Here is a 24921-nt window from a genome sequence, read left to right as displayed (position 1 = left end):
CCTAGTTTACACTCGGTGTAAATAGCGGCTGGCTACTTGCTACCAGCCCCCGGGGCGACGAACTTTGGTAAAAGCCATCCACCATGAACGTGCGCCTGTTCTTACTCACGCTGCAGACAGCCATCGCGTGCATCATCGTGACGGCTTCCGCCCTTCTGCTGTGGAACCCCGCCGGCCCATCCTCCCGTACGGACGAGCAGGCCGCGTGGTCCGCTATACCCCAGCCGTCTGAATTTGACCTACTCCCCGATTCCGTGCCGAATCCGGTACGGGGCAGGGTTCTCTGGTATAAAGTAGGCTGTGGACAGTGCCACGCTGCTAACATGAAGAACGATCTTACGGGGCCTGCACTCGGCGGGGTGACCGAACGCTGGGCCGACTACCCCCGTGAGGATCTCTACGCCTGGATCCAACAGAGCCAACGCCTGATCGATTCCGGCCACCCCCGGGCCGTCGAGGTCTGGACGCAGTGGCGACCGACCGTGATGTCCTCCTATACCGACCTGACGGATGAGCAATGTGCCGATCTACTGGCCTACATCGATGCGATGTATTCCGGACCCTGGGCCAACCGATCCATGATTTAGCCCGACCAAGGGTGCGGCCCACCACCCCCCACGCCGTACTTTTGCCCCATGCTGACTTCGCGTTTCTTTGGCCTCCTGGCGGCCGTGAGTGGTCTGGCGGCCCTGGGGGCGGCCTGCTGCCACTGGGTACTGGCCATCTCCTACGCCCTGCCGTTCACGATCGCTACGGGTCTGGTGTTCGCCTTCCTCTGCGTAGTGCTCTTCTTCCTGGGGCGGCGGAGCGCGGGTGCGGAGAATCGCATGCTGTTCAGCAATGTCTTTCTGGGCCTGACCATGGTGAAGATGCTCCTCTGCGGAATGCTCGTAGTGGGCTACGTGCTGCTCGGCGAGCCGGACAACAAACTCTTCATCGTCCCCTTCTTCTGGCTGTACCTGGTGTACACCGGCTTCGAGGTCTACTTCCTGATGAAGCTCTCCGCCGTAGTGGCCCGCTAATAGCGCGGCCTGTGCGGGTCTGAGCTGCGCTTCGCATTCTATACGGATCACTGCAGGCCGGAGACGTACTTTGCGTACATGAAACCGCTTCTCTTTCTGGCTACTATCCTGCTGCTTGCCTGCACCGCCCCCTCCGACGGTACGGCAGCGACCGCCGAGGTGCCCTCCGCATCCGCCGTACAGGACACCGCACCCGCGCGCGCGCCCCGTACCTCCGATAGCATCCCTGACATCCCCAGCTATGCGTACCTGACCGGCAAGTTCGATCCGGCCGTGCACCCAGACTTCGTAGCCGTAGCCGACCGCTATACCGACGGTGATCCGTACCTGCTGCACCGCGACACCTACGCCGCCTTCGAGCGCATGCACGCCGCCGCCCGGGCCGATGGCGTAGACCTGATGATGGTCTCGGCCACCCGCAACTTCGCCCGCCAAAAACAGATCTGGGAAGCTAAGTGGCGCGGACAACGCCTGCTCGAGGGCAGCGAAAAAGCCAACGAAGTCTACCCCGACCCCGCCGACCGAGCCCGGGCCATCCTGCGCTACTCCTCCATGCCCGGCACCAGCCGCCACCACTGGGGCACCGATATCGACCTCAACGCCCTCACCAACGGCTACTTCGACGCCGGGCCGGGCAAGCGCGTCTATGACTGGCTCACAACCCACGCAGCGGACTACGGCTTCTGCCAACCCTATACCGCCAAGGGCGAAGCGCGCCCCAGCGGCTACGAGGAAGAGCGCTGGCACTGGAGCTACATCCCCCTAGCCCGTCAGCTCACCGACTACGCCGCCACCAAGCTGCGGGACGCGGACATCTCCGGCTTCGACGGCGCCGAGGCCGCTCCCGAGATCGCCGTGCTAAAGAACTACGTGCTCGGCATCAATCCCGCGTGTAGGTAATACTACAGAACTACCGAACTACCCCCCACGTTATCACTCGCACAAGAATACCCACATGGACCTTTTCGACATCAACCGCTACGCCCTGATCCTGACCCCGAGCGAAGCACTCCTCCGCTGGGCCGTTCGCGAAGACGCCACGATGGAAGAGGAGATCGACTTTGACGATACCTCGGACCTCACCACCGTCTACCTCCTGCCCGACTTCGACGAGATGGAAGAGGCCGAAGAGTGGCTGGAGAAGAACTTCCTGCCCATCCTCGAAAACCTCCTCGCCGAATGGATCGAAGACGACAAGGCCTGGCCCGACAACCTTGCCTTCAATCACCTCGAAAAGTTTGGCGACTACACGATCACCAATATGGTCATCGACACGCAGGACGCCTCGTACGATCAGGAGGAGTAGTCAGGGGGTTAGGGAGGAAAGGGGTTAAGGGGTTAAGGGGTTAAGGGGTTAAGGGGTTAAGGGGTTAAGGGTGGGGATGCTCGCTTCGCTCGTCTATATGTACTGTACGTCTGGTGTGTGATTCTGCACCCGTGGCCCCGCCCCTACAAACTGCCCCTCCCCGATAATCTGCCATCTACGACCCGCGTCCCTACCGCGAATCCCCTTACACCTCCAACACCCGCCCTTAACCCCTTAAGTCCCTAACCCCTTAACCCCTTGCCCCCCCCTTGACCTACCAACGCCCGCCCCAGGCCATTGCCGACCTAGTGAACCTGAAGCCCGATCCGCTGATGCTGTTTGGGCCCGACCCGGACTATATCGTGATTGCCGACCGGCCCATGTACCCCAGTATCGAGGAGCTCAAGGAGCCGAAGGTGAAACTGGCCGGACGGCAGATCAACCCGGACACCTTCACGCCCTACGGGACGCGTGGATTCCATAATCCGCGGCTGCGGCAGCTCTCTACCGGGACGGACCGCGAGCTGCAGGGGCTGCCCGAAGAGGGTGCGTACCGCTACTTCACCTGGTCGCCCGACGGAACGCAGATCGCCTTCTGCCTGGTCACCGACCACGGGTTACAATTGTGGACGGCTAGCCGTACGAGCCTGCAGTGCCGGCCCGTGGGGGAGGCCGATATCAACAATAGCCTGGGTGGGGTGCCCTACGACTTCATCGGTAGTGACCGCTTCCTGATCAAGCGTCGCATCAGTGGAGCTACGAAACCGGAGCGCACTACCTCCATCACCGGGCCCGCCGTGCAGGATTCCTCGGGTAAGGAGGGCGCCAACCGCACCTACACCAACCTGCTCGAGAACGAGTACGACGTAGCGCTGTTCCGCTACTTCGCTACCGGGCAGCTCTGGATGCACCGCCTGGATACCGGCGAGGAACGCGCCTGGGCCGAGCCCGGTATCATCGCCGGTCTGGGCGACTCGCCCGACGGCAACTACTTCGTGATCACCTACGTGCAGGAGCCCTTCAGCTTCAATGTGCCCTACGACAAGTTCTCGGACAAGGTGCAACTGCTGGATAAGGAGGGCTACGTCGTGCGCGAGCTGGCCCAGCGGCCTACGGTCGAACACCTGCCCCCGGCCTTCGGCGCCGTCATCACGGAGCCGCGGCGCTTTAGCTGGCGCAGCGATCACCCCGCCCAGTTGTACTGGACCGAGGCACTCGATGGCGGCGATCCCCGCACGGAGGTCGATCACCGCGAACAGCTGTACTATCTGGAGGCTCCCTTCACCGGTGCGCCGCAGCCGAGCATCAAACTTCCCCTCCGCTTCGGCGCCCTGCGCTGGGGCCGCGGCGATCTGGCCATCGCCATCGACTGGGACTGGACCACCCGCCGGCAGGTCACCCGCCGCTGGTACCCGGACACACCGGAGCGCACACCGGAGATCCTCTTCGACCATAACTGGGAAGACAACTACAACGATCCGGGTAGCGTGATCACCGTGAGCCTGCCCAGCGACCACAGCGTACTACTCACCCGCGACGAAGGGCAGACCCTGGTCATGGTGGGTAATGGGCACAGTCCCGACGGGCCGCGCCCCTTCATTGACGCGCTGAGTCTGGAGACCGGAGAGAAAAGCCGGCTCTGGGAATCCAGCCCCCCCTACTTCGAGCGGCCGCTCTTCTTCGTCGACCAGGATCCCAACTACTTCCTGCTGGCGCGTGAGCAATCCAACGAGCGGCCGAACTTCTACCTGCACCACCTGCTGAACGGCGACGAGGTACGGGTCACCAACTTCCCCCACCCCTACCCTCAGCTCCAGCACACCCAGTACGAACTGGTGAGCTACGACCGGCAGGACGGCGTACAGCTCAGCGGCGAACTCCACACACCGGAGGGCTTCCGGCCCGGCGTGGACGCCCCGCTGCCGATCCTGATGTGGGCCTACCCCCAGGAGTACAAGGATGCGGATAAGGCCGGTCAGGTCACCAGCAGCACCCACCAGTTTCGGCGCATCAGTCCGCTCTCCCCCCTGCCCTTCCTGGCGGCCGGCTATGCGGTATTCGACGACTTTGCCATGCCCATCGTAGGCGAGGGGGACGACGAGCCCAACGAGACCTTCATCGAGCAGGTACGCATGAACGCCGAGGCCGCCGTGCAAAAATTGGTCGGTATGGGCGTAGCGGACCCCGCCCGCGTGTTCGTCGGCGGGCACAGCTATGGCGCCTTCATGACTGCCCACCTGCTGGCCCATACTGAGCTGTTCGCCGGCGGGATCGCCCGCAGCGGGGCCTTCAACCGCACGCTGACCCCCTTCGGCTTCCAGGCCGAGGAGCGCACTTTCTGGCAGGTACCGGAGACCTACGTCCGCCTGAGCCCCTTCGTACACGCCGACAAGATCGACAGCCCGTTGCTGCTCATCCACGGGGCAGACGACAGCAATAGCGGTACCTACCCGGTGCAGAGTAAGCGCATGTTTGCCGCCCTAGATAATTTGGGTAAAACCGCGCGGCTCTGCCTGCTGCCCTACGAAGACCACGGCTACGCGGCCGAGGAAAGTATCCTGCACATGCTCTGGGAAATGCACAGCTGGATGGAGCAACACAGCACGGGCAAGCCGACCGACCAAGCCTCTACCACTGAATCCCTGGCTACTTTACCCTAAGTTTACCGGAAACCACCCCCGCCCGTGCGCTTCCTGCCCCTGCTGCTCTGCCTTGCCCTTACGACCTGCCGCACCCCCATAGAGGTACTCCTACCGGAAGTCGCCAAGTGGCAAAAGATGACGCTGAGCTTCCCCGGTCCGTCCACCAGCGAGCAGGCCAGCGTCAACCCCTTTACCGACTACCGGCTCGACGTCACCTTCACCAATGGCACCTACTCCGTCACCGTCCCGGCCTTCTACGCCGCCGATGGCCGCGCGGCCTACACCGGTGCCACCCAGGGCAGTACCTGGCAGGTCCGCTTCCGTCCCGATCGCGAGGGCGAGTGGTCCTACACCGGTGAGCTGGTACGGGGCAAGAATGCCTACCTGGGCGCGGACGCCGGTGCGGAGAACGTTCTCGAACGCTACACCGGGGGCTTCTACGCCGGTCCGGCGCGCGCGGGCGAGACGGGCCGCCTGATCCGCGACCACCCCCGCTACCTGCGCTGGGCCGAAAGCGGCGATTACTTCCTTAAGACGGGGGTGGACAGTCCGGAGAACCTACTGGGCTATGCGGACTTCGACGGTACCTACCGCCACAGCGACGACTTCCGGGAGGGAGAGAGCAGGGCGGACAGTCTGCACACCTACACCGCCCACCTGACCGATCACCGCACCGGCGACCCCGCCTGGAACGGAAAAGGGAAAGGCCTCATCGGCGGCATCAGCTACCTGCAATCGGCTGGCGTGAACAGCATCTACTTCCTGACGATGAACATCAACGGCGACGGCAAGGACGTATGGCCCTACACCAGCCACGACGACTTCAGCCGCTTCGACGTGAGTAAGCTGGACCAGTGGGAGATCGTCTTCGACCACGCCGATAGCCTAGGCATGATGCTACACTTCGTACTCAACGAAACGGAGAACGAAACCCTGCTCGACGGTGGCGATACCGGTCCGCAGCGCCGCCTCTACTTCCGCGAGCTCGTGGCCCGCTTCGGTCACCACCGGGCCGTGACCTGGAACCTGGGGGAAGAAAACGGCCCGAACGACTGGTCCGACACCGCCCAGGATACCGACCAGCAACGCGCCGTCGTGGAGTGGTTCGCCGACCACGACCCCTTCCACAACTACGTCGTACTGCACACCCACCCGGGAGAGGAGGCCCTGGCGGAGATCTACCGTCCCCTGCTGGGGGAGGCCGATCTCGATGGTCTGTCGCTGCAGCTAGGTAACCCCTACCACGCTAATGCAGTGACCGCCGACTGGCTGGCCCGAAGCAGCCGCGCCGGCGCCCCCTGGATCATCACCCTGGACGAAACCGGTCCCTGGTGGCGCGGACTGGACCCCGACGCAGCCATGCCCAATAACCAGGACAGCCTGCGCAGTCTGGCGCTCTGGGGCAATCTGCTGGCCGGCGGGGCGGGTGTGGAGTGGTACTTCGGTGCCCGCAGCCCCCACAACGACCTGAACCTGGAGGACTGGCGAAGTCGCGACCGGGCCTACCACTGGAGCGCGCACGCGCGGACGTTTTTCGAGACCCACCTACCGTACTGGGACATGCAGGGGCACAACGAACTATCGCAGGGCGAGCAGCAGTACTGCTTTGCTAAGCCCGGGGAGGTGTACGTGGTACTGACGCCCTTCGGTCAGCCGGCTACGCTGGACCTGCGCGGAGCAGAGGGGGAATTCAGCGTGCGCTGGTACAGTCCCGCCCAGGGCGGCGAGCTGGTGGACAAGGGCGAGCGGGTACGGGCCAGTGACGGACGGGTGCGGCTGGTACCGCCGGGCGAGGGGGACTGGGTGGCGCTGGTGGAGCTGCGTACAACTAGCGCAGCCGCAGACTGAGCACCCCGAAGACGGCCTCGCGGATGATCGACTTGTGCATCTTGCTCTTGCCGGCTACGCGGTCGGTAAATACGATGGGTACCTCTACGATCTTGAAACCCAGCTCGCGGGCCGTGTACTTCATTTCGATCTGGAAGGCGTAGCCGATGAAGCGGATCTTGCTGAAGTCCATCGCCTCCAGCACGGGACGGGAGTAGCACATGAAGCCCGCGGTGGGGTCCTTGACGGGCATCCAGGTGACCAGGCGGGTGTACACACTGGCGCCGTAGGAGAGGATAATGCGGTCCAGCGGCCAGTTCTCGACGCTGCCGCCGCGGGTATAGCGACTGCCTACGGCTACGTCACCGGGTCCGTCGTGGCAGGCGGCGCGCAGGCGGATGAGGTCGGCCGGGGTGTGACTGAAGTCGGCGTCCATCTCGAAGAAGTACTGGTAGTGTTCCGGGCGCTGGAGTCCCCAGCGGAAGCCGTCGAGGTAGGCGGTACCGAGGCCGAGTTTGCCGGCCCGTTCCAGGAGGTGGAGTTGTTCGGGGTACCTTAGCTGGAGTTCCCGGACCAGCGCGGCCGTCCCGTCGGGGGAGCCGTCATCGACCACCAGGAGGTGGAAGGGGTGCGGCAGGCTGAATACGGTATCCACCATACGCGCGATATTTTCGCGTTCGTTGTAGGTGGGAATAATAACCAGGCTGTCGCTCAAGGGGAGGGGTCGATTGAGCCGGCAAAGATAGGATACGGGATGAGAAAGCTACACGGTGGGGGGAGTCTGGACCAGAAACGCTGGACCGGCATAGCCATACTTCTGTGTTTCTCCGGCCTGCTCGCCGCCCAGGGGCCGATCGGCGGCTTCCCGGTGGAGCGGGGCAGCATTACCCTGGCCCCCGCCTACAGCAGCGAACGCTACGGCACCTACCTGGGGGAAGGCGGTGTACCCGAAGACCGCGACATCACGACCGTCAGCTACAGTATGTTCCTCGAGGCGGGCCTGAACGATCAGACCGCCCTGGTCGCTACCCTACCCTACCTGCAGACCAACCAGGATCGCGGCAGCCTGCAGGATGCCTCCGTGTGGATCAAGTACATGAACCTGGAGCGCCCGGCAAAACGGGCCACCCACCGGGTGTTCACCGCGATCGGACTCAGCTTCCCGGTCGGTGATTACGCCACGACGGGCATCGCCGCGATCGGACAGCGGGCCACTATCTTCCAGGGCCGGCTGGTCTATCAGTACCAATTCGACAGCGGCTTTTTCCTGCACGCGCAGTCGGGCGTAGATGTGCAGTTCGCCCCCGAGAGCCGATCCACCTGGCCGGTGCTGCTGCGTACCGGCTACGGCGCGCGCTACTTCTACGTGGAGGGGTGGATGGAGTTCGTCACCGCGCTGGAGGGCGGCTCGGCGGTACAGACCGCCACGGCCGGTAGCGGCAGTAGCTGGCGGCGCCTGGGTGGTACGCTCTACGTACCGATCACCCCCTGGCTGGGTGCGGTAGGCGGCGGGGCCTACGTACTGGGCGGGGAGTACATTGGAAAGAGCGCGCGGCTTAACTTAGGCCTCGTCATCAAACTGTAGCCCGTGCACGCCCCCACCGACCTTATCATACATGCCCAAGACGGCTATGCCCTAGCCGCCCGTCACTTCCCGGCCACCGGACGTGCCAAAGGGGCCGTACAGATCAATTCCGGCACCGGCATACCCCAGCGGTTTTACCGGGCCTACGCTACGCACCTGGCTGCACGGGGGTACGAAGTGTTCACCTACGACTACCGGGGCATCGGTGCGTCACGAAACGGTCCGCTGAAGCAGCTAGCCGCCACGAATCTCGACTGGGGCCGGCTGGACATGAGTGCTGTATTCGACCACCTGCTGACTACCTTCCCCGACCTGCCCAAGACCGTCATCGGTCACAGTATGGGCGGTCAGCTGATCGGTACGATGACCAACGCCGCGGCGATCGATCGGGTCGTCATCATCGCTGCCGGCACGGGCTACTGGCGCGACATGCCGGCCGGACTGACCAAGTATCTGATGCCCTTCCTCTGGCACGTGTATATGCCCCTGACCATGCTGCTCTGCGGTTACGCCAACGCCCGCAAGATCCGCCAGGGCGAGAATCTTCCCAAGGGAGTGGGACGGCAGTGGCGCAAGTGGTGTCTTTCACCCACCTACTGGCAAAACGATATCGAGGCCGGCGCCTTCTCCCGAATTACTGCTCCGGTGGCCGCATTCACCTTTTCCGATGACGCGATCATCAGTGAACTGGCGACGGATAAACTGCTGGCCCACTATTCGGCGGCCAGCGTAGCAAAGCGCTCCGTCAGACCCCGGGAGTTCGGCCTCAGTAAGATCGGCCACTTCGGCTTCTTCAGCCGCAAGTCCGCCGCCCTCTGGCCGGAAGTGCAGCTTGCTTAGCTGTTCAGTATCTCCGCTACGTGCATCACCCGCAGCGGGATCTCCTCGCGTCGGATCAGTCCCTCCATATGCATCAGGCAGCTCATATCGCCGCTGGTGATCACCTCCGTGCCGTGCCGCAGGTGATCGGCAATGCGGTCCTGCCCCATCTTGGTCGATAGCTCCGGCTGGTTCACGCTGAAGGTGCCGCCGAATCCGCAGCATTCGTCTACCCGGTCCAGGGGCACCAGCTCTACCCCGTCGACCATACTGAGCAGGTAGCGGTAGTAACTGAAGTCGGCCCCCACCCGCTCCGAGCCGTGCCCCAATCGGAGACCCCGCAGCCCGTGGCAGCTGTTGTGGATACCTACCCGGGCGGGAAAGCTGGCGTTGAGCTCCTTCACGCCCACGACGTTGACCAGGAAATCGGCTAGCTCGAAGGTGCGGTCGCGGACCGATTTCACCTCTTCACTATCCTCCAGCACGTCATAGTGTTGGTTGATGTGGTAGACACAACTCCCTGAGGGACAGACGATGTATTCAAACTGACTGAACGTTTCCACGAAGTGGGTATAGATCGGACGCGCTTCCTGCTCCATGCCGCTGTTGGCCAGGGGCTGACCGCAGCAGGTTTGGTCGCGGGGATAGACTACGGTGCAGCCTACCTTTTCCAACAGTTGGAGGGTAGCCATGCCGGCTTTAGGGTAGAACTGATCGATGTAGCAGGGGATGAAGAGTCCGACGGTCATGGGTGGAGAATAGGTGACGCGTCAAGATAGTCGGGAGTGGGAGGAAAACCATCCGGGTATGTCCTGTATGCCAGCTACTGACCCGCGTACTCGAAGTGGAGCTTCTCCAGGCGCAGGAGAAGGTCTTCGAGGGCATCACGGACCTCTTCCAGGTTGGCGGAGACGACGGCAGCGAAGGAGCTATCCACAAAAAGGTGATCGCCGATATCCTGCAGCTCATCGGGGCCGTGCTCGCGGATCTCGCCAAGTTGCTGCTCGATGTAGTTGCGCAGTCGCTCCGTGCGCTCGTCCCAAAATTCCTGCAGAATGCGGTGGGGTGTCTTGCGGATCACCTCGTGCCGTTCCACCAGGTGGGTCTTGAGGCGGAATACCGTATCCGTACCGTTGAAGTTGACCTCAATGGTATTCTCCCGTGGACCCTTCCGGGCGCGGATGCGATTCACGAGGTTCTTCTCCTCGTCGTAGAAGTTGACGCTACCGTACTCCTGATCGCTCAGTCCCCGAAACTGCTCGATAGTGACCAGCATGCCGCGAAACTGGCTCAGGTCCTTTTCCAGCTCGTAGTAGCTCTCCTGGGTGGGCAGCAGCTGCTCCTCTTCCTGTACCAGCTTGATGCGGGTCTCTTCGCGCACGTCATCTTCAAACTCGCGCACCTCCTTCTTTAGCGCGGACAGATTGACCGCCACCGAGTAGCCGTGCTTGCGCACTGCATCCACGATCATCTCGCGCACGACCTCCCGCTGTTCGGGACCGTTCCAGAGGCAGTGCTCCAGGAGGAAGCAGTCCATGAGATCGACCCGCTCGCGTCCGTGCAGGAAGGCCGAGGCGCGCAGCAGCCGCACGGCCTTCTTCCAGCGCCGGTCGTAGATCAGCAGCTGGTTGGGGGCGTTATTGGGCTGGGCGTTGTACTGCTCGATCTTGTACAGCAGCAGCTGCAGGGTATTGAGCACTTCGGCGGGCACCTCGACCTGGTCGATCTGCAGGCTCCAGCGGTCGAGCTCCTCTTCGGAGAGCTTGGTGGAAGAGGGAATGTTGTCTTCGTATACATCCTGGGTGTCCACCACCATCTTCACGAAGTTCTGGTACTGGCTGATCTTGCCCAGTTCCAGACGTAGGAGGAAGCGGTCCCAGATCGGAGCCAGATTGGCACTGCGCGGCGGCAGCTCGTTACTGGCCGTGATGATGCCGCGGATATTGACCTTCATATCCTCCTCCCCGTTACGGTAGATCTTCTCGTTGAGGATCGTGAGCAGGGCGTTCTGGATGGCGGGACCCGCCTTCCAGATCTCGTCCAGAAACACGATGTTGGCCCCCGGCAGGTAGCGGTCGGTAAGCCGCTCGTACTTGTCCTCGTCGCGCAGTTTCTTGATGGAGATCGGTCCGAACACCTCGTCCGGCGTAGAGAACTTCGACATCAGGTACTCGAAGCTTACCCCGTCGCGGAAGGCGTACTTCAGCCGGCGGGCGATCAGGCTCTTGCCTACACCCGGGGGGCCCAGCAGGAAGATACTTTCACCGGCAACGGCCGTCAGCAGGGCCAGGCCCATAGCGTGGTCGCGCTCGTAGAGGCCGGCGGTAAGGGCGTCCAGCAGGGCTTCGGTGCGCAGGCGGAGGTCGGGGGTGCGGGTGGCGGTCATTGCGGGGGTAACGGGGGGCGTGGCGGATGGTTTGCCCACCACGTAGGAACGGCCCGCGGAGCTAGCTCCGCGGGCCGTTCGTTTCGGCAGGCATAGGGATACACTCCGGAGAGTGGCCTAGCGTTCGCCGTATTTGTCGAGGCGGTATTCGGCCTTTAGTTTTTCCTTGCGGCGCTTCACGCTGGGCTTGGTGAACTCGCGGCGGTTGCGCAGTTCACGGATGACGCGGGTATTGATGGATTTGCGCTTGTAGCGCTTCAGAGCGCGGTCGATGTTCTCGCCCTCACGTACGTTGATAATTAGCATTAAGCGGTCATAATTTTGTAATTGGAGCGCAAAGGTAACGGATACCCCTGAGTTGTGCAAGTTCCCCGGGCTGACTTACAGCCCCGCCTTCAACTCCAGAATAGTGCGTCCGGCCTCCGTACGGTACTTCACGTGCTCGATCTTGACGTGCTGCAGCAGCACTTTGGGGTCGGGCAGTTCCGTAGTGCTGGTTTTAGGTACGGCCGGGGCCGCCGGTGCGGTGCTCGGAGCGGACGGCTGCGTCAGCTTTGCGATCAGGTCGTGCAGACCGAGGTTGACCAGCTCGTCGGTGATGGCAAACTGCCCCTCGATGGAGCTGCCGGCGAGGTCGGAGAATTCAGTGTCCAGGAGGTGCTTTAGTACGGGGTGCATGGGAGGAAGGGGTTAGGGGGTTAAGGGGGGGCGGGGGTGCTCGCTGCGCTCGGGGGCGGCTAGGAGGTGGAGGTGTAGCTGGAGCCGGTTGGCTTCGCTGGTGATCTGGATCTTGTGGAGCAGGGGTACGAAGGCCTGGTAGCCCAGGTGGGTCATCAGGGCGGGAACGTGGATGCGGATGCGGCTGCTGCTGACGTCGACGCCCTTGGGCAGGCGGCGCTCGACTTGTCCCTGCACCAGGTTGATGAGGGGTTTGTCGAAGAACTTTAGTCCGTCGGTGATCGCAAACTGCAGCCACGGCTGGGCGGGGAAGGTGACGGCCGGCCCCGGCACCAGAGTGATGCGGCGGGTGACGCGGCCCACGACTGGTGCATTGGCCGCCAGATGCACCCGGAATTGATTACCCGCCTCGGGATCGATGTAGAGCTCGGTGATGGGGGTGCCGGAGGGGCGGGCCGCCAGCACTTCGTTGAGCAGATTGCGGGTCAGGGGCAGGGCAATACGTACATCCGTGCCAGCGAACGAGCCGGTGGGGTCACGGAAGGCCGTAGCTACTGCGGGGTTACTGAAGGTGGGCATGCAGAAAGGAACCGGGCCGGGCGGGTGGGGTTCGCTAGGCTTGGTGTAATGGTTCTGCAGCTGCTATGGGGTGTGAGCTTTTTGGCTCTGCGCTGATTAAGTGTTTTTTATGGTAACCCGCAGGGAGCCGCGCCTGGAAGGCACGAACCGGATGGGAAGCTAAGCTGGTCAGCCCCAAATCGGAGAGAAAGAGAACGCCGCCCATAGCGGCTCGCACCTTGCAGGTGCGGCGTAGGCGGGTCACGAGAAATTATCGTGCTGGAGACCAATAGGGGCCGCGCCTGCAAGGCACGAACCGGGGGGGAAGCCGTGCCCATCGGCTACGAATCGGAGGAAAAGAGAACGCCGCCCGCACGGCTCGCACCCTGTAGGTGCGGCGCAAGCGGGTCACGAGAAATTATCGTGTAGGAGACCAGCAGGGGCCGCGCCTGGAAGGCACGAACCGGGGGGAAGCCGTGCCCGTCGGCCACGAATCGAAGGAAAGAGAACGCCGCCCGTACGGCTCGCACCTTGCAGGTGCGGCGTAAGCGGGTCACGAGAGGTTATCATATAGGAGACCAGCAGGGAGCCGCGCCTATAAGGCACGAGCCGGAGGGGAAACCGTGCCCGTCAGCTACGAATCGGAGGAGGAGGAGAGAACGCCGCCCGCGCGGCTCGCACCTTGCAGGTGCGGCGTAGGCGGGTCGCGAGAAAGCAGCATATACCAGACCAGCAGGGAGCCGCGCCTACAAGGCACGAACCGGAAGGGAAGCCGCGCCTGCAAGGCACGAGCCGGAGGGGGCGGCTTGGGTAGTGATCAGCAGGGGCCGCGCCTGCAACGTGCGGGTCGGAGGGGGCGGTTCTATACTTCGTCCTAACGGATCGACGATCCGCCAGGGCTACTCTACCCTTTTGGCGAACGGCTTTGTCATACCCACGTTTTACTACTGCCCGATCGGGCAAGCCGAACCGTGTCCACTATGAAGTACCTGCTGACCACCCTGCTCCTTATTCTTTGCACCTGCGTGCGCGCCCAGGAGACGGTGCCGGATCCCGCGCTCGCCCCGAATACCGGTGGGGTGAGCGGACAGCTCAAGGACGGGGGTACGACCGATCCCGTAGGCTTCGCGAATATCGCGGTGTATAAGGTGGCGGACGGCGAACTGGCCGGCGGCACGACGAGCGATATCGATGGGAACTTTACCGTAAAGGACCTACCCTACGGTGACTACCGTTTGGAAGTGACCTTCATCGGCTACGAGGGGGAAGAGATGATGCTGGAACTCAACGATGGCGAACGCTTCCTGCGAGTAGGCGACATCACGCTGGAAGAGGGCGGAGCTACCGACCTGGACGAAGTAGTCGTGACCGCCGAGCGCGCGCTCATGGAGCTGGGCCTGGACCGCAAGAGCTTCAACGTAGAAAAAAGCGTGGCTGCCAGTGGCGGATCGGCCGAAGACCTGCTGCGGCAGATACCGGGCATTACGGTGGACCTGGAGGGTAACGTAAGTCTGCGCGGCAGCGGCGGCGTACGCTTCCTGATCAACGGGCGGCCGAGCGGACTGGTTGGTACCGATCCGGCCACCTACCTTAAATCGCTGCCCTCGGCCAGTATCGAGCGGGTGGAGGTGATCACCAATCCCGGGGCGGCCTTTGACCCCGAGGGCACGGCCGGCATCATCAACATCGTACTGAAGAAGCAGCGGGAGGACGGCTTCAACGTGTCGGTAGCCCTCAACGCCGGCACCGGCAACAAGTACGACGGCAACGTAGACCTGAACTGGCGCAAGGGCAAGTTCAACTCCTTTGCCGGGGTGGCGGGGCGCTACGACGAGCGCTTCTTCCGCGGCTTCCGCGACCAGCAGGGCACGCTGGGGGATTCGACCTTCAGCCGCTACTTCAACTTCCGGGGGGACCGGGTACGGGAGTCGCAACTCCTGAAACTAGGTACCGAGTATAGTCTCGGCAAGCGGGCTACAATCGGTATCCAGGGTAATCTGCAGCTCGAAAGCGGCGACAACAATAACCTGCGGACCACCAATTTTTTTAACAGCGAAGGCGCGCTCGACCGCACCCAGCAGCGTACCGAAACCGAGCCCAGCACCGAGACCGACTACGAGCTACAGGCCAACTACACCCAGACCTTCAAGACCGAGGGCCGCAGCCTGAGCGCCCAGCTGCAGTACAGCGAGAACGACGAAGAAGAGATCGAGAACTACGATGAGATCATCTTCGGCAGCACTGGCCTGCAGCTGAGTACCGACCGGCAGCGCGCACCCTCCCTGGAGGGCCGCAGCCAGTTTTTGGGACAGCTGGACTACGAGCAGACCTTCGGCGACTTCAAGTTTGCTACCGGCTGGCGGTCGACCATTCAGGAAACTACCCAGGATGCCGGCTTCGAAATACTGGCCGGGAACGACGACTTCCTACGCGTCGATAGCCTGAGCAACGTGTTTCGCTACAACGAAGACGTACATGCCCTATATGCTACGTTCGGGGGCAAGGTCGACAAGGTGACCTTCAATATGGGACTGCGCGCCGAGCAGGCCTACACCACTTCTAACCTGCTGGAGCCCGACCCGCAGGTCTTCGAAAACGACTACTTCAAGGTGTATCCCAGCGTCTATGCCGGCTACGCCTTCGACGACAATACGACGCTGCAGGCCAGCTACAGCCGGCGCATCGAGCGGCCCCGCGGCTATGCCCTCAACCCCTTCGTCGACCGCGGTGATCCCTTCAACCTGCGTACGGGTAACCCCTTCCTGCTGCCCGAGCTGATCAACAGCTTCGAACTGAACGTACAGCAGCAGTACGGCAAGGGCACCTTCACGGGGGGCGTGTACTTCCGCCAGCTCAATGACATCATCAGCCGCATCACCCGCATCCAGGAGGGCGGAGTCAGCCTCAGCACCCGCGACAACCTCGACCGGGGCCGCGACTACGGCATCGAAGTGATCGCCACCTACCGGCCCACCGAGAAGCTGGACCTCACCGTGAGCGGCAACGCCTACCGCTCCGAAGTGATCGGCAACAACGGCGACGAGAACATCGACCAGAACGGCTACCTCGCCAGCGGCAACGTACAAGGCAGCTACGAGCTACCGGCCGCGGTGAAGATGCAGTTCACCTACTTCTACCGCTCGCCGGGCGTGCGGCCGCAGGGGCGCATTCAAGCTATCCAGAGCCTAGACCTAGGATTCCGTAAGGACATTCTAAAGGACAAGGGCTCGCTTACCCTGCGCGTCACCGATGTGTTCAACCAGCGCCGCTACCGCTTCACCACCGAGACCGGTGGCATCACGACCACCAGCGAGTTCCAGCGGGAGAGCCGCATCGTCTACCTGGGCTTCCAGTACAGCCTGAACCAGCTCGGACAGCGCAAGCGCGACGGCGGGCGGCGCGGCAACGGCGGCGGCGGGGACGATGGGGACTTCTAGTCAGCCCCCGGGCTCCAGGTAGTACCCCCCACGGTGACCGCATCGGCGACAATGTCTTCCGTATGCAGTAATTCGGAGATCACCCTGGTAGAGTCGATGGTAAAGTCCTTTAGGTAGACCCGCCGAATCGGTGCGTCGGGTACGCCCACGATTTTGAAGGCCACCTTACCGCCATAGCCTACCCGGATCTGCTCGGCGTAGATGTCAGAGAACTCGGTGGGAAAGGAATTACCGCGGTAGCCGTGGTAGTCCATGCGGAAGATGAAGGTGGACTCCTCCACCCGGTCTACATCGATATCGCGCAGGAAAACATCCGCCACCCGGCCACCGCGGTCGAGGTTACTTTTGAAGTTGATGGCGTGCTTGCCGTCTTCGATGCGTACGTTCTCGACGAAAACGTCTTCGACACCGCCCGACATTTCCGAACCGATACAGAAGGCATTGACCGCGCTGGCCAGGCGGCAGTTGCGGACGATCACGTTGCTCGTACCGGGACGGTCCCAGGCATCCTGATCGCGCCCGGCCTTGAGGCTGATGGCATCGTCGTGGGTGCGGATGTAGCAGTCTTCGATCAGTACGTCGGTACTGCTGTCGGGGTCTACGCCGTCGTCATTCAGTGTACTACCGAATACCTGTAGCCCCCGGATGGTCACGTTGGTGCAGAAGGTAGGGTGGACGGTCCAGAAGCAGCTGTTGCGGGCCGTGAAGTCTTCCAACAGCACATTCCTACAATCATAGAACTCGATCAGGGTGGGACGCAGCCAGTGGGGTTTACCGTCGCCGTAGCCGTCGTCGCTTCCATCACCGTCCAGGTCGAGGAATCCGTCGGCGAACACGCGCTGCTCGTCCGGCAGGCGATCGTTGCCCATCTTGCGCAGGCGGTCCTTATCGGCTTGCTGCCGCTTGCGCCAGTCCATGGACCACTGTCGGGCCTTCCCGTCGATGGTGCCACTGCCGGTGATGGCGATGTTGCGTTGCCCCTTAGCGTAGATGAAGGGGGAATAATTATAGACCACGGTGCCCTCCCAGCGGACCTCCACGGCGGGCAGGTAATCCGCCGGCTCGGAGCTGAAGGTGAGCCGCGCGCCCTCGGCCAGGTGTAGATTAACGTCAGATAGCAGGTGGAGGGGTCCGGCGCTGTGCCACGCTCCGGCGGGCAGTACGACCCGTCCGCCCCCCGCTGCGTTGCAGGCCGCAATGGCAGCCAGAATGGCGGGCCGGCTGTCGGTCAGACTATCATCCGAAGCGCCGTAATCGACGACGGAAAAGTCGCGGTCCGCAAAGGTGGGTGCCTGGATGCGGGCCAGACGATCGGGCAGGGTAAGCCAGGCACTATCGGCTACGGTAGCCGCCCGGTCGGCGGTGAAGTCGCCCTCGGCGGTGGGGGTTTGGGTACAGGCAAGTAGAGTCAGTGTATAGCAAATAGATATACTGGAAAATAGGCGCATAGGTTAATAGTATATAGACGCACAAGCTACGCCCACATACTTCTACGGGCCGGAGGTAGACGTATACCTACCGTACCACCACCCGCCGCCGCCCCACCGCACGGCCCCGCTCGAGGACCAGCAGAACGTACGCCCCGGCGGGCAGGGTAGCCATGGATACTTGCTCGGCACTGCCGCCGCGTACCCACTGCTGCCGCACCTGCGTGCCCGCCACGGTGTATACCCGCACGTCGTACCGTCCGGCCCCCGGTAGTTCGAGGTAAAGTTGCTCGCTGACGGGGTTCGGATATAGTGCGAAATCAAAACTGCGCAGGGTCTCCCGGGTGGAAATGATGATGTCCTGCAAGTCGGTAAGCTCACCAAAGCGACGATCCCCGCTGCGGTAGTAGAGCAGGCGGGTTTCGCGGGGTCCGCCGAGTGTCCCGAACGCATCGAGAGAAAAGGGGATGTAAGGGGTGTAGACCGCGCTAGGCTCTTCATCCAGTCCCGCCAGGTCGAAGCCGCAGAGGCTATCGCTGGTAGTTGTCTCCGCAAAACTGATGCCGGTGCTGAACTGCCGCTGCAGCAGTCTTAAGGGTCCGGTGAATGCCCGGTGCACTACCCGCGTCGTAGATAAGCGCCCGGTATCGGAGACCAGGGCTCCCGGCTGTGTGGTAGCCAGCAGTTCCGGTAGTCGTGCGAAGGCATAGCTAAAGGTGGTATCCAGCGCCACGGTATCGATACCGGCCGGACCTAGGTCGTAGATGCTGCCGCGCATCTCGTAGCGGTACGTATCGTCAGCGGATGTATCCACGGCCAGCACCGTGACCGTAGACACCCGCTTTGAAAACGGACCGTCCCCCCCGAAGGGCGCATCGGCGAGTCCACCGATGTCCTGCACCTGAAAGGTGTCTCCCACCGCCGCCAAGCCGTAGACCCCGGCGGGGGGGAGCTGCACGCCCCGTGCGGGATCACTGATGCCCGCCAGGCGCAGGCTGTCACGGTCCGTCCGCAGGGCGAACAGCCGCTGGCCCTGCGCCAGTCCGTACTGCCGGCCGATGATGAGGGGATGACCTAAAAAAGAATCACCTTCGGTAAAGAAGCCGATGGCGGTGAGCTCATCCGCAAGACCCAGCAGCAAAGTGGTATCGGGATTACCGGTCGTGGCGTTCAGCACCTCGGCAAAGATGGTGCCATCCGGTCCGTCGGCATCCCAGCGCGAGTTCGTTTCGGCACCATGGTATACTACGAGGCGGCCCAGGGTACCGAAGTCCATAACGGTACTATCCGCCGTCTGACAGATGTGGTAGCCAAAGGGAGAGGGCCGCTGAAACACACAGGCTGAGGGCAGGCCCGCGTCTCCGAAACCAATCGTCGTATACAATTCCTGACACCCCAGACTATCTACCCGCACCCCGTAGTACTGACTTTCCAGGGGGCTGCCACTACTATACGAGGGATTCTCATACATATACTGCACCCCCGACCGGAACAACTGGAAATCAGACTGGGCGCGGACGCCGGTGCAGAGGAACAGGAGGAGGGCTAGGTAGAGTGGCTTCATGGGATAGATTACTGAATGAAGCTACTGCGATTTAGCATACAGGGTATACTACAGGACGTCATTAAGTACACAATACCGGGTTTATCCAGTATATAGATCCCAAATAGCATGACCTAGCTTGACAGATTGCCCCCCCCTATGACCCTCACCCTATGGAATATCGACCACCCGACCTATCTATCCAAACGCCTCAACACTATTAGTGACTACCTACTAGCACAATCTGATGACCTACTAATCCTTACCGAAGCCAATGAAGGCCTACAACTCCCCGGCTACCGGGGATACTTCAGTGCGCCTTCCCCCTACCTGCGCAAGGGCAGAACGCTGCGACCACCGAATGCTTACCGGCAGGTGGCTATCTACAGTCGGACAGCCCTGACTCAACTACCCGTTCGTGAATCGATCAATGGAGTGCTCTGTCGGCTGCCGCTGAACGACTTAATTTATATATACGGCAACGTAATCACCATAAAGGACCGCTGGGCACCGTGGAGTACCATGCGCTATTCGGACCGACTCACCGAACAGCTACAAGCCATCCGATCTTTGCACGGGACCTCCTTCATCGTATGCGGCGATTTCAATTTCAGGGCTGGGAGCTCCTATAATAAATCGGGATACACGGCGCTGCAGGATCTAGTACATACACTTGGACTAAGATGGCCCACTGCAGACGAGACCCGCACCGTACAGCAAATCGTGCACTCTCCAGACCTGCTCGTCACCTATCGGGTCGGGGAAGCCGGCGGGCTGAGCGATCACCCCCCCTTGCACCTCAGCCTGCGCACCGGCGGCCCCAGCCCGCACGTAAACATCTGACGGGCGATTACCTTAGTGCCTACAAATCCCCCCACATGAAAAAGATCGGTATCCTCTACGGCCGCGAACGCTCCTTCCCCCCCGCTGTCATCCAGCGCATCAACCATAAAAATATAGACGGGATTCGCGCCGAGCCGGTCAAGATCGATAAGGTGGGACAGGGCCTTAACCCCGGCTACGCCGTCATCATCGACCGCATCAGCCAGGACGTGCCCTTCTACCGGGCCATGCTCAAGAACGCCGCCGCTACGGGCACCGCGGTGATCAACAACCCCTTCTGGTGGAGCGCGGATGAGAAGTTCTTCAACAATGTGCTCAGCGTAGGCCCCGTCGGTGTACCCGTACCCAAGACGGTCCTGCTGCCCAGCAATACCCATCCCGACGACACCACCGACGAGAGCTTCACCAACATGGCCTACCCGTTAGACTGGCAGGGCATGTTCGACTACATCGGCTGGCCCGCCTTCATGAAGCCCCACGCCGGCGGCGGCTGGAAGAGCGTCTACAAGCTCAACAATGCCGAAGAGCTCTGGAAGGCCCATAAGGAGACCGGTCAGCTCGTAATGATGCTGCAGGAGTCCATCGAATTCACCAGCTACTTCCGCTGCTACTGCATCGGCCGCAAGCACGTGAAGATCATGCACTACGAGCCCCGCAACGAATTCCTGGAGCGCTACAACGCCAACTTCGACGTTTCCCAGGAGCTGCTGGACACCATCCGCGACTACGTCATCAAGCTCAACGAGTGGCTCGGCTACGACTTCAACACCGTAGAATTCGCGGTCCGCGACGGCATCCCCTACGCCATCGACTTCTGCAACCCCGCCCCGGACGCCGACAAGTTCAGCGTCGGTGAAGAGAACTTCGAGTGGGTCATCGAGACCGCCGCCAGCTACGCCATCGAGCGCGCCCAGCAGCAGGAGCCCGGCAAGAACAACCTGACCTGGGGGGAGTATATCCGGCAGTCGGTGGGGGGTGGCTATGCGTTTGGTAAATAGATCGCCGCTGCGCGGTTAGATCGCCTATCGGCTCGTTAGACGCTTCGCGGTAGACCGCTTCGCGGAGTAGACTGCCTACCCGCAAAGCGGTCTACTCCACCGAAGGTGGTCTACCCACGAACGTGGTCTACCCCGCCGACAGGCGTTCTACCCAGCAAAGCGATAATCCAGCGAATACCGCCCAGGCCCGGCGATCAATAGTACGATCGCGGCGATAGCGTAGTGCAGTGGGGTGGCGATCTTGCCCCATTCGTCGCCGTTGGCGGCGTGGACGAGGAAGGCGGCGACCAGCATAGTGATGAGGTAGGGGACGGCGGCCAGGCGGGTGAAGAAACCTACGGCGATCAGCAGACCGGCGACGAACTCGGCGGTGCCGGCGAGGATCAGGCTGGCGGGAGCGCCGATGCCGATGGGGTCGGCGAACTGGAAGTTGCCGCTGAAGATCTTGATCACCTTGCCCAGCCCGTGGGCGAAGGCCATTTCCAGGCCGAACCACAGGCGGAGGATGAGGAGTCCGAGGTCGATGTTTCCTTTAGTCATGGATCAGGAAATTTTGAGGAAGGCCCCCTTGACCGCGGTCCAGAGGGCACCGGCAGCCCGGTTGTCGCCGCCGGCCTTCGCATCTTCGATGAAGTCGAGGCTATCGGCAATGAGGTAGGTAGTGCCGGCTACGGTGAGGGGGAAGTAGTTCGCTACCTCCAGGTGCAGGCCGAGGCGCGGCAGGGTGTAGCCGAAGAGCATCACCTTGTTTACGTTCAGGCTACGCACCAGGGTAGATAGGTCGAGATCTTGGTCTGCCGGCCACTCCAGCAGGTGCAGTTGAGTACCGGGATCGGTATAGCCGGCCGCACCCAGGATCTTACCCAGGAAGGCGCGGCGGGCAAGCTCGCCGTAGTACAGGACGAGCACGTCAAGATCGCGGGCCGGACCGAGCTTTTCGAGTGCACCGGCGGTGTCGGCTTGGTCGATGAGGGTGAAGGGTAGCACTGGGGCAAGGTAACTATCGGACGCGATATCCCGGCGGCAACATCCACCGGCTAGCAGTACATTTACCTTCCCAAACCGCCCCGATCATGACCACCACCCAAATTCGTACCGAGCACGTCCAGCAGTCGCGGCTGGCTACCGTAGACTTCAACGACCTGCCCTTCGGCAAGATCTTCAGCGACCACATGTTCGTCAGCGACTACCGCGATGGTGAGTGGACGGACGACCGCATCGTCCCCTTCGGTCACCTCACCATGCACCCCGCCAGTATGGTGCTGCACTACGGACAGGCCATTTTCGAGGGCATGAAGGCCAGCAAGCACGAAGACGGTACGCCCCTGCTGCTTCGCCCCGAGGAGCACGCCAAGCGCCTCAACCACAGCGCCCGCCGCATGATGATGGCCGAGTACCCCGAAGACCGCTTCGTGGAGGCCATCACCCAGCTCGTAGCGCTGGACAAGGACTGGATCCCACCGGCCGCGGGCAGCGCCCTGTACCTGCGCCCCTACATGTACGCCACGGACGAGTTCATCGGCGTGCGGCCCAGCCAGACCTACCGTTTCTGCATCTTCACCGCCCCGGTGGGCCCTTACTACGCTAAGCCCGTCCGCCTCAAGGTAGAGCAGCACTACATCCGCGCCGTCCCCGGCGGCACCGGAGAGGCCAAGGCCGCCGGCAACTACGCGGGCAGTCTGCGCGCGGTGCACGAGGCCAACGAACAGGGCTTCGACCAGGTACTCTGGATGGGCGGCCCGGACATGAAGGAAATTCAGGAAGTAGGTACGATGAACGTCTTCTTCGTGATCGACGGCGAGGTCGTCACCCCGGAGACCGACGGAGCCATCCTCAAGGGCATCACCCGCAAGATGTTTATCCAGATCCTGAAGGACAAGGGCATACCGGTCAGTGAGCGAGTTATCACGATCGACGAGGTCGTACGCGCCTCCGAGGCCGGTACGCTACAGGAGATATTCGGTGCCGGTACGGCGGCCGTGGTCAGCCACGTATCCGAGCTACAGTACGGCGATCAGCTCCTCCGGGTCCCCCCGGTCGAGGAGCGCAAGATCGGCCCCATGCTCAAGCAGCACATCGACGGACTGCGCGTCGGCCGCGTAGCGGATACGCACGGCTGGCTGGTGCGGGTGTAGGAACGATCCCATGGTGAAAGCGTTATCTTGCTACCATGGGACACGACTTAGTCAACGAACTACTAGACCACCCCAACCCCGCCGGGATTCTACGGGAGGTAGAGCAAGTACTTGCCAGCGAGCGTGTCGCTCGGGAGAAGTTTCGCGCCTGGTTGCGGCCGGATATCAAAGCCGAGTTCATCAACGGAGAGATCGTCGTGCATTCACCCGCGCTGCGTCAGCACAATCAGACTGTCAAGTACATAAGCTTTATGCTAGAAGATTATACCTCCAAGTATGATCTCGGTGAAGTCGCTATTGAGAAAGCGCTGGTAGCATTAGAACGGAACGACTTTGAGCCAGATATCTGCTTCTGGCACAAAGAAACCGCTGATACCTTTTCCGATAAATTGATGTATTACCCTGCGCCGGACCTCGTAGTAGAGGTACTCTCCAAGAGTTCGACTGATCAGGACCGTGGCGTCAAATTTCGCTCCTACGAAGAAGCCGGCGTGAGTGAGTACTGGATCGTAGACCCTAATTTGCATACCATCGATCAATTTGTGCTAGGTCAGGATAAGGCAGAACGGCTGGTGCTACAAGTTCACGCCCAACTGCAAGTCAGCGAACACCTCACATCATCCGTACTACCCGGCTTTACTGTGCCCTTCAAGGCCTTTTTCGATCTCGCTGCGCGTACCAAAGCGCTCGCTACGCTCAGTCCTCCAGCGTAGTCACCACCTCCAGCTCCCCATCCGCGCCGCCGATCAGGAAGTAGCCCTCTAGCTCGTCATTGCCCTCGACCAGCTCCAGCGCGCCGGCAGGTCCCAGCACCATACAGGCTGTTGCGAAAGCATCCGCCGTGGCGCAGTCGTCGGCTAGTATACTGGCACTCAGCAGCGCATTGCGCTCGACCAGTCCGGTACGGGGGTCGATGGTGTGGCTGTACTTCTCCCCTTCCACCTCGTAGAAGTTGAGGTAGTTGCCACTCGTAGCGATGGCCCGCCCCTTCTCCAGGGGGAGCACGCCGGCGGCAGCCACTTCCGTAGCATCTTCTTCCGGCAGACGGATAGCGACCGTCCACGGCTGTCCGTTCTTAGTACCCCCGGCGCGCATCTCGCCACCGATGTCGATCAGGTGGTTGGGGCGGCCGCGTGTAGTGAGTAGCTCCGAGAGCAGGTCCACGCCGTAGCCCTTGGCACTCGCATTCAGATCCAGCGCCACGCCTGGCTTGGCCTTATGCAGGAAGCCATCGTCGAAGCGGAGCAGACCGAAGCCCACCTGCGCTCGCGCACTATCCAGTGCCACGGTGTCCACTGCCCCCGTCTTTCGCTGCTCCCCTCCCCCGAATCCCCAGAACTTGACCAGTGGCCCCACCGTGGGGTCGTACGCACCCTGCGTGGCCCGCACTACGCGGCCGGCCAGTTCCAGATTAGGCACGAAGTGCAGCGTACCGGCCAGGGTCACCCCCGTATCGCTACGGTTGAAGCGGCTGATCGTACTCTCCTCCACCCAGGGGGAGAGCTCCAGGTTGTAGGCCTCCAGCAGACTGTCGACGCTCTCCTGTAGCCCCGGCAGCGACTCCCCCAGGTAGGTGATGCGGTAGTAGCTCCCCATAGCTTCCCCGTTGATCCGGTGAGCGGGCAGGTAGCCGTCGTCCTCAAAGGCGTTACAGGCACACAGCAGCAGGAGCAATAGGGCGGGGACGCAGGTGGAAAGTCTCATGGAAGGGTAAA

Annotated in this window: 24 protein-coding genes; 13 read left to right on the top strand and 11 right to left on the bottom strand. The window is 62.0% G+C overall.

Going from position 1 to position 24921, the window contains the following annotated elements; genetic code table 11:
• The first annotated feature begins 83 nt into the window (after positions 1-83).
• The 6 genes from MJQ68_RS04030 (at position 84) to MJQ68_RS04005 (ending at position 6818) form a co-directional block, all read left to right on the top strand.
• The gene (locus MJQ68_RS04030) at positions 84-587 is read left to right on the top strand and encodes a c-type cytochrome (protein WP_238749694.1); all 504 of its coding nucleotides are present in this window, start codon (positions 84-86) and stop codon (positions 585-587) included.
• A 48-nt stretch (positions 588-635) separates the two neighbouring features.
• Positions 636-1022 carry a hypothetical protein gene (locus MJQ68_RS04025; RefSeq protein ID WP_238749693.1) on the top strand — a complete coding sequence of 129 codons (387 nt, stop codon included), beginning with the start codon at positions 636-638 and terminating at the stop codon, positions 1020-1022.
• Positions 1023-1100: 78 nt separating this feature from the next.
• Positions 1101-1922 (top strand): M15 family metallopeptidase, encoded by an 822-nt coding sequence (locus tag MJQ68_RS04020; protein WP_238749692.1) that lies wholly within the window; start codon positions 1101-1103, stop codon positions 1920-1922.
• Positions 1923-1977: 55 nt separating this feature from the next.
• On the top strand, positions 1978-2328 hold the full coding sequence (locus MJQ68_RS04015) for a hypothetical protein (RefSeq protein WP_238749691.1): 351 nt from the start codon (positions 1978-1980) through the stop codon (positions 2326-2328).
• 269 nt (positions 2329-2597) lie between these two features.
• Positions 2598-4988 (top strand): alpha/beta hydrolase family protein, encoded by a 2391-nt coding sequence (locus MJQ68_RS04010; RefSeq protein WP_238749690.1) that lies wholly within the window; start codon positions 2598-2600, stop codon positions 4986-4988.
• A gap of 24 nt (positions 4989-5012) precedes the next feature.
• Positions 5013-6818, top strand: coding sequence for a DUF5060 domain-containing protein (locus MJQ68_RS04005; protein ID WP_238749689.1), 1806 nt, complete (start codon positions 5013-5015; stop codon positions 6816-6818).
• Here the strand turns inward: MJQ68_RS04005 and MJQ68_RS04000 are convergent.
• Positions 6799-7512: a polyprenol monophosphomannose synthase gene (locus MJQ68_RS04000; protein ID WP_238749688.1), complete on the bottom strand. Its 714-nt coding sequence runs from the start codon at positions 7510-7512 to the stop codon at positions 6799-6801. The two genes, MJQ68_RS04005 and MJQ68_RS04000, sit on opposite strands and share 20 nt — an antisense overlap.
• Positions 7513-7551: 39 nt before the next feature.
• Here MJQ68_RS04000 and MJQ68_RS03995 point away from each other — a divergent pair, with 39 nt between their 5' ends.
• Both MJQ68_RS03995 and MJQ68_RS03990 read left to right on the top strand, forming a co-directional pair.
• Entirely contained in the window at positions 7552-8382 is an 831-nt protein-coding gene (locus tag MJQ68_RS03995) for a transporter (protein WP_238749687.1), read from the top strand.
• Positions 8383-8385: 3 nt separating this feature from the next.
• On the top strand, positions 8386-9222 hold the full coding sequence (locus MJQ68_RS03990; protein ID WP_238749686.1) for an alpha/beta hydrolase family protein: 837 nt from the start codon (positions 8386-8388) through the stop codon (positions 9220-9222).
• On the opposite strand, the gene MJQ68_RS03985 is transcribed toward MJQ68_RS03990, so the two are convergent.
• From MJQ68_RS03985 to MJQ68_RS03965, 5 genes are all read right to left on the bottom strand, one after another.
• Positions 9219-9950 carry a (Fe-S)-binding protein gene (locus tag MJQ68_RS03985; RefSeq protein ID WP_238749685.1) on the bottom strand — a complete coding sequence of 244 codons (732 nt, stop codon included), beginning with the start codon at positions 9948-9950 and terminating at the stop codon, positions 9219-9221. The genes MJQ68_RS03990 and MJQ68_RS03985 overlap by 4 nt on opposite strands.
• 74 nt (positions 9951-10024) lie before the next feature.
• The gene (locus MJQ68_RS03980) at positions 10025-11587 is read right to left on the bottom strand and encodes an AAA family ATPase (protein WP_238749684.1); all 1563 of its coding nucleotides are present in this window, start codon (positions 11585-11587) and stop codon (positions 10025-10027) included.
• Between the two features lie 117 nt (positions 11588-11704).
• Positions 11705-11893 (bottom strand): 30S ribosomal protein S21, encoded by a 189-nt coding sequence (gene rpsU, locus MJQ68_RS03975; RefSeq protein ID WP_238749683.1) that lies wholly within the window; start codon positions 11891-11893, stop codon positions 11705-11707.
• 75 nt (positions 11894-11968) lie between these two features.
• Positions 11969-12265 (bottom strand): hypothetical protein, encoded by a 297-nt coding sequence (locus MJQ68_RS03970; protein ID WP_238749682.1) that lies wholly within the window; start codon positions 12263-12265, stop codon positions 11969-11971.
• 12 nt (positions 12266-12277) lie between these two features.
• Positions 12278-12844, bottom strand: a complete 567-nt coding sequence (locus tag MJQ68_RS03965; RefSeq protein WP_238749681.1) for a hypothetical protein — start codon at positions 12842-12844, stop codon at positions 12278-12280.
• 959 nt (positions 12845-13803) lie between these two features.
• Between MJQ68_RS03965 and MJQ68_RS03960 the strand changes: the two genes are divergently transcribed.
• Positions 13804-16260 (top strand): outer membrane beta-barrel family protein, encoded by a 2457-nt coding sequence (locus MJQ68_RS03960; RefSeq protein ID WP_238749680.1) that lies wholly within the window; start codon positions 13804-13806, stop codon positions 16258-16260.
• Here the strand turns inward: MJQ68_RS03960 and MJQ68_RS03955 are convergent.
• Positions 16257-17708, bottom strand: coding sequence for a glycoside hydrolase family 28 protein (locus MJQ68_RS03955; protein WP_238749679.1), 1452 nt, complete (start codon positions 17706-17708; stop codon positions 16257-16259). The two genes, MJQ68_RS03960 and MJQ68_RS03955, sit on opposite strands and share 4 nt — an antisense overlap.
• A gap of 67 nt (positions 17709-17775) precedes the next feature.
• Positions 17776-19251 carry a T9SS type A sorting domain-containing protein gene (locus MJQ68_RS03950; RefSeq protein WP_238749678.1) on the bottom strand — a complete coding sequence of 492 codons (1476 nt, stop codon included), beginning with the start codon at positions 19249-19251 and terminating at the stop codon, positions 17776-17778.
• A gap of 138 nt (positions 19252-19389) precedes the next feature.
• Between MJQ68_RS03950 and MJQ68_RS03945 the strand changes: the two genes are divergently transcribed.
• Both MJQ68_RS03945 and MJQ68_RS03940 read left to right on the top strand, forming a co-directional pair.
• Positions 19390-20073: an endonuclease/exonuclease/phosphatase family protein gene (locus tag MJQ68_RS03945; protein WP_238749677.1), complete on the top strand. Its 684-nt coding sequence runs from the start codon at positions 19390-19392 to the stop codon at positions 20071-20073.
• Positions 20074-20108: 35 nt separating this feature from the next.
• Entirely contained in the window at positions 20109-21071 is a 963-nt protein-coding gene (locus tag MJQ68_RS03940) for an ATP-grasp domain-containing protein (protein WP_238749676.1), read from the top strand.
• Between the two features lie 147 nt (positions 21072-21218).
• Here the strand turns inward: MJQ68_RS03940 and MJQ68_RS03935 are convergent, their stop codons facing one another.
• Both MJQ68_RS03935 and MJQ68_RS03930 read right to left on the bottom strand, forming a co-directional pair.
• Complete coding sequence (locus tag MJQ68_RS03935) at positions 21219-21611, bottom strand: DoxX family protein (protein ID WP_238749675.1); 393 nt, start codon at positions 21609-21611, stop codon at positions 21219-21221.
• A gap of 3 nt (positions 21612-21614) precedes the next feature.
• On the bottom strand, positions 21615-22058 hold the full coding sequence (locus MJQ68_RS03930) for a hypothetical protein (protein ID WP_238749674.1): 444 nt from the start codon (positions 22056-22058) through the stop codon (positions 21615-21617).
• Between the two features lie 86 nt (positions 22059-22144).
• Here MJQ68_RS03930 and MJQ68_RS03925 point away from each other — a divergent pair, with 86 nt between their 5' ends.
• A complete protein-coding gene (locus MJQ68_RS03925) occupies positions 22145-23206 on the top strand; it encodes a branched-chain amino acid aminotransferase (protein WP_238749673.1) in 1062 nt (353 codons plus the stop codon).
• A 35-nt stretch (positions 23207-23241) separates the two neighbouring features.
• Positions 23242-23919: a Uma2 family endonuclease gene (locus MJQ68_RS03920; protein ID WP_238749672.1), complete on the top strand. Its 678-nt coding sequence runs from the start codon at positions 23242-23244 to the stop codon at positions 23917-23919.
• Here MJQ68_RS03920 and MJQ68_RS03915 read toward each other — a convergent pair.
• Positions 23903-24910 carry an FAD:protein FMN transferase gene (locus MJQ68_RS03915; RefSeq protein ID WP_238749671.1) on the bottom strand — a complete coding sequence of 336 codons (1008 nt, stop codon included), beginning with the start codon at positions 24908-24910 and terminating at the stop codon, positions 23903-23905. The two genes, MJQ68_RS03920 and MJQ68_RS03915, sit on opposite strands and share 17 nt — an antisense overlap.
• Positions 24911-24921 lie beyond the last annotated feature (11 nt).

Source organism: Neolewinella maritima, from assembly GCF_923081025.1.
Classification (GTDB): domain Bacteria; phylum Bacteroidota; class Bacteroidia; order Chitinophagales; family Saprospiraceae; genus Neolewinella; species Neolewinella maritima.
The sequence above is the reverse complement of the archived record's forward strand: the minus strand, read 5'-3'. Positions and strand labels throughout refer to the sequence as shown.